Annotated in this window: 3 protein-coding genes; all 3 read right to left on the bottom strand. The window is 71.4% G+C overall.

Annotation, left to right across the window (positions count from 1 at the left end):
* Positions 1-80: 80 nt before the first annotated feature.
* A complete protein-coding gene (ilvN, locus tag C6N75_RS04380) occupies positions 81-605 on the bottom strand; it encodes an acetolactate synthase small subunit (protein ID WP_105867509.1) in 525 nt (174 codons plus the stop codon).
* A gap of 53 nt (positions 606-658) precedes the next feature.
* Entirely contained in the window at positions 659-2,506 is a 1,848-nt protein-coding gene (locus tag C6N75_RS04385) for an acetolactate synthase large subunit (protein WP_105867510.1), read from the bottom strand.
* A gap of 219 nt (positions 2,507-2,725) precedes the next feature.
* On the bottom strand, positions 2,726-3,653 hold a 928-nt coding region (locus tag C6N75_RS04390; RefSeq protein ID WP_146132480.1), incomplete at its 5' end, for an EAL domain-containing protein.

Below are 3,653 nucleotides of genomic sequence, written 5' to 3' on the forward strand. Positions count from 1 at the left end.
CCGTGACCGGGTGGCGGCGGGGCTCTCCGTCCTTCGGGGACGGGTCGCCGTGGCGCGGGACGCGCGGCCGGGGCCGCCGCCTACGCGGAACGGTCGAGCGCGCGCAGGCTGCGGTCGGTGATCGAGCGGGCGCCGCGCCCTATGGCGATCGTGCCGGACTGGACGAGTTCCTTGATGCCGAACTGCTCCAGCATCTTCAGCATCGCACTGAGTTTGTCACTCGAACCGGTGGCCTCGATGGTGACGGCGTCCGGGGACACGTCGACGGTCTTGGCGCGGAACAGCTGGACGATCTCCACGATCTGGCTGCGGGTCTCGTTGTCGGCGCGGACCTTCACCAGGACCAGCTCGCGGGCGATGGCGGCGCTGGGCTCCAGCTCCACGATCTTCAGGACGTTGACCAGCTTGTTGAGCTGCTTGGTCACCTGCTCCAGCGGGAGGTCCTCGACCTGGACGACGATGGTGATGCGGGAGATCTCGGGGTGCTCGGTGACGCCGACCGCGAGGGAGTCGATGTTGAAGCCGCGCCGGGAGAACAGGGCGGCGATCCGGGCGAGGATGCCGGGAGTGTTCTCCACCAGGACGGAGAGCGTGTGCTTGGACATGGCTGCTTCTCTGCTTCCTTGAAGTCCTCGGAGTTCCTGGGAACGCGCGGGCTTCAGTCGTCGTCGCCGTCGCTGAAGTCGGGGCGGACCCCGCGGGCGGCCATGACCTCGTCGTTGGAGGTGCCGGCGGCGACCATCGGCCACACCATGGCGTCCTCGTGGACGATGAAGTCGACAACCACCGGGCGGTCGTTGATGGCGTTGGCCTCGGCGATGACCTTGTCCAGGTCCTCGGGGCGCTCGCAGCGCAGCGCCACGCAGCCCATGGCCTCGGACAGCTTGACGAAGTCCGGGATCCGGGTGCCCTTGTTGGCCGGGGTCTCCTCGCCGGGGCCGGCGTGCAGCACGGTGTTGGAGTAGCGCTGGTTGTAGAAGAGGGTCTGCCACTGGCGGACCATGCCGAGGGCGCCGTTGTTGATGATGGCGACCTTGATCGGGATGCCGTTGAGGGCGCAGGTGGCCAGTTCCTGGTTGGTCATCTGGAAGCAGCCGTCGCCGTCGATCGCCCAGACGGTGCGGTCGGGCAGTCCGGCCTTGGCTCCCATGGCCGCGGGCACCGCGTACCCCATGGTGCCGAGGCCGCCGGAGTTCAGCCAGGTGGCGGGGCGCTCGTAGTCGATGAAGTGGGCGGCCCACATCTGGTGCTGGCCGACGCCGGCCGCGTAGACGGTGCCCTCGGGGGCGAGCTGCCCGATGCGCTGGATGACCTGCTGCGGGGAGAGGCTGCCGTCCTCGGGCTGGTCGTAGCCCAGCGGGTAGGTGTCGCGCCAGCGGCTCAGGTCCCGCCACCAGGCGCTGTAGTCCCCGGTGTTGCCCTCGGTGTGCTCGGCCTGCACGGCCTGCACCAGGTCGGCGATGACCTCGCGGGCGTCGCCGACGATCGGCACGTCGGCGGTGCGGTTCTTGCCGATCTCGGCCGGGTCGATGTCGGCGTGGACGATCTTGGCGAAGGGGGCGAAGCTGTCCAGCTTGCCGGTGACCCGGTCGTCGAAGCGGGCGCCGAGGGCGACGATCAGGTCGGCCTTCTGCAGGGCGGTGACCGCGGTGACCGCGCCGTGCATGCCGGGCATGCCGACGTGCAGCGGGTGGCTGTCGGGGAAGGCGCCCAGCGCCATCAGGGTGGTGGTGACCGGGGCGCCGGTCAGCTCGGCGAGGACCTTCAGCTCGGCGGTGGCGCCGGCCTTCAGCACGCCGCCGCCGACGTACAGGACGGGCCGCTTGGCCGCGGTGATGAGCTTGGCGGCCTCGCGGATCTGCTTGGCGTGCGGCTTGGTCACCGGGCGGTAGCCGGGCAGGTCCATCTGCGGCGGCCAGGAGAAGACGGTCTGCGCCTGGAGGGCGTCCTTGGCGATGTCGACCAGGACCGGGCCGGGGCGGCCGGTGGCCGCGATGTGGAACGCCTCGGCGATGGTGCGCGCGATGTCCTCGGCCTTGGTGACCAGGAAGTTGTGCTTGGTGACCGGCATGGTGATGCCGCAGATGTCCGCCTCCTGGAAGGCGTCCGTGCCGATGGCCTTGGAGGCGACCTGCCCGGTGATCGCGACCAGCGGGACGGAGTCCATGTGGGCGTCGGCGATCGGGGTGACCAGATTGGTGGCGCCGGGGCCGGAGGTGGCCATGCAGACGCCGACCCGGCCGGTGGCCTGGGCGTAGCCGGTGGCCGCGTGCCCGGCCCCCTGCTCGTGGCGGACCAGCACGTGCCGCACCCGGGAGGAGTCCATCATCGGGTCGTAGGCGGGGAGGATGCATCCGCCGGGAATGCCGAAGACCGTGTCGGCGCCCACCTCCTCCAGGGAGCGGATGAGGGACTGCGCACCCGTGACGTGTTCGACGGTGGCGGACTGGCCGCCGCTACGGGCCCGCGGCTGCGGATGGTGGGACCCGGAGGCCTGCTCGGTCATCGGCGTTCTCTTCTCGAAGCTGAGGGTTTTTGCGAGGTTCGGGCGGTTCTGGCACGTGCCGGTGCAACAAAAAACCCCTCGTGCCGTGAGGCAAGCGAGGGGAGCGCGCCGGGGGGAGTCAGCAGGGCCGTGTCGAGGCCGTGCTCAGCCGACGCGCTTTCCAAGTACGAGAATTCGGGTGCGCATGGCACAGACCCTCCCCCCGGCGCACCTTCAGTGTCAAGTGGGTGGGATACGGGTCTCACCATGTGGTCGGAGGGTGAGGTAGGAGCGCATGGCGGGCAGGGTGCCGCCGGTGAGGACGGGCAGTCCGGCGCCGATGGGCAGCGGGTACTCGCCGCGGGCGAGGGCGCGGCGCAGCCGGTGCTCGTCCAGCGGGCCGGAGAAGACCGTGCCCTGGCCATGGGTGCATCCCATCGCGCGTAGTACGCGGATCTGCTCGGGCTCGTCGACGCCGTCGGCGACGGACTGCATCCCGAGGTCGCCGGCGATGCGGAGCAGTCCGCTGGTGATCTTGTGCAGCCGGGCCGACTCGACGACGTTGTCGACCAGCCCCCGGTCCAGTTTCAGTATGTCCACCGGGAGTCTGCGCAGCGCGTTGATGGCGGCGTAGCCGCTGCCGAAACCGTCCAGGGCGATGCGGACGCCGAGCCGGCGCAGGGTGGTCAGCCGGCGTTCCAGGTCCTCGAAGGAGATCCGCGGGTCGCTGTCGGACAGCTCGATGACCAGCGCCCCGGAGGGCAGTCCGTGGTGGCCCAGGAGCTTCTCGACGGTGCCGGCCGGCAGGGCGGCGGCGAGCAGTCCGCGGGCCGGCAGCCGGACCGAGACCGGGGTGAGGTGGCCGAGCGCGGCGCGTTCGGCGGCCTGGGCGACGGCCCGTTCCAGCAGGACGGCGGCGGGCGGTTCGGCGGTGCGGGGGTCGTCGCCGCCGGCCGGCCGGGGCCGTGGCGCGCCCCGGTCGGGGGCGGGGACGCGGTCGGCGGCCTCGCCGGCCAGTTCGGCCAGCTCGGCCAGCTCGGCGACCCGCAGGAACTCCGCCGGGGTGAACAGGATGCCCTGGGCGGTGCGGTGCCGGACCTGGGCGGAGACCCCGGTGATCCGGCCGGTGGCGAGGTCCACCACCGGCTGGTGCAGTAGGGCGAACGGC

This window comes from Streptomyces solincola, assembly GCF_002982015.1.
Classification (GTDB): domain Bacteria; phylum Actinomycetota; class Actinomycetes; order Streptomycetales; family Streptomycetaceae; genus Streptomyces; species Streptomyces solincola.

What these genes read in the sequence shown, in the direction of transcription:
- ilvN (WP_105867509.1), bottom strand. Translation starts at nt 605, where the DNA reads ATGTCCAAGCACACGCTCTCCGTCCTGGTGGAGAACACTCCCGGCATC.
- C6N75_RS04385 (WP_105867510.1), bottom strand. Translation starts at nt 2,506, where the DNA reads ATGACCGAGCAGGCCTCCGGGTCCCACCATCCGCAGCCGCGGGCCCGT.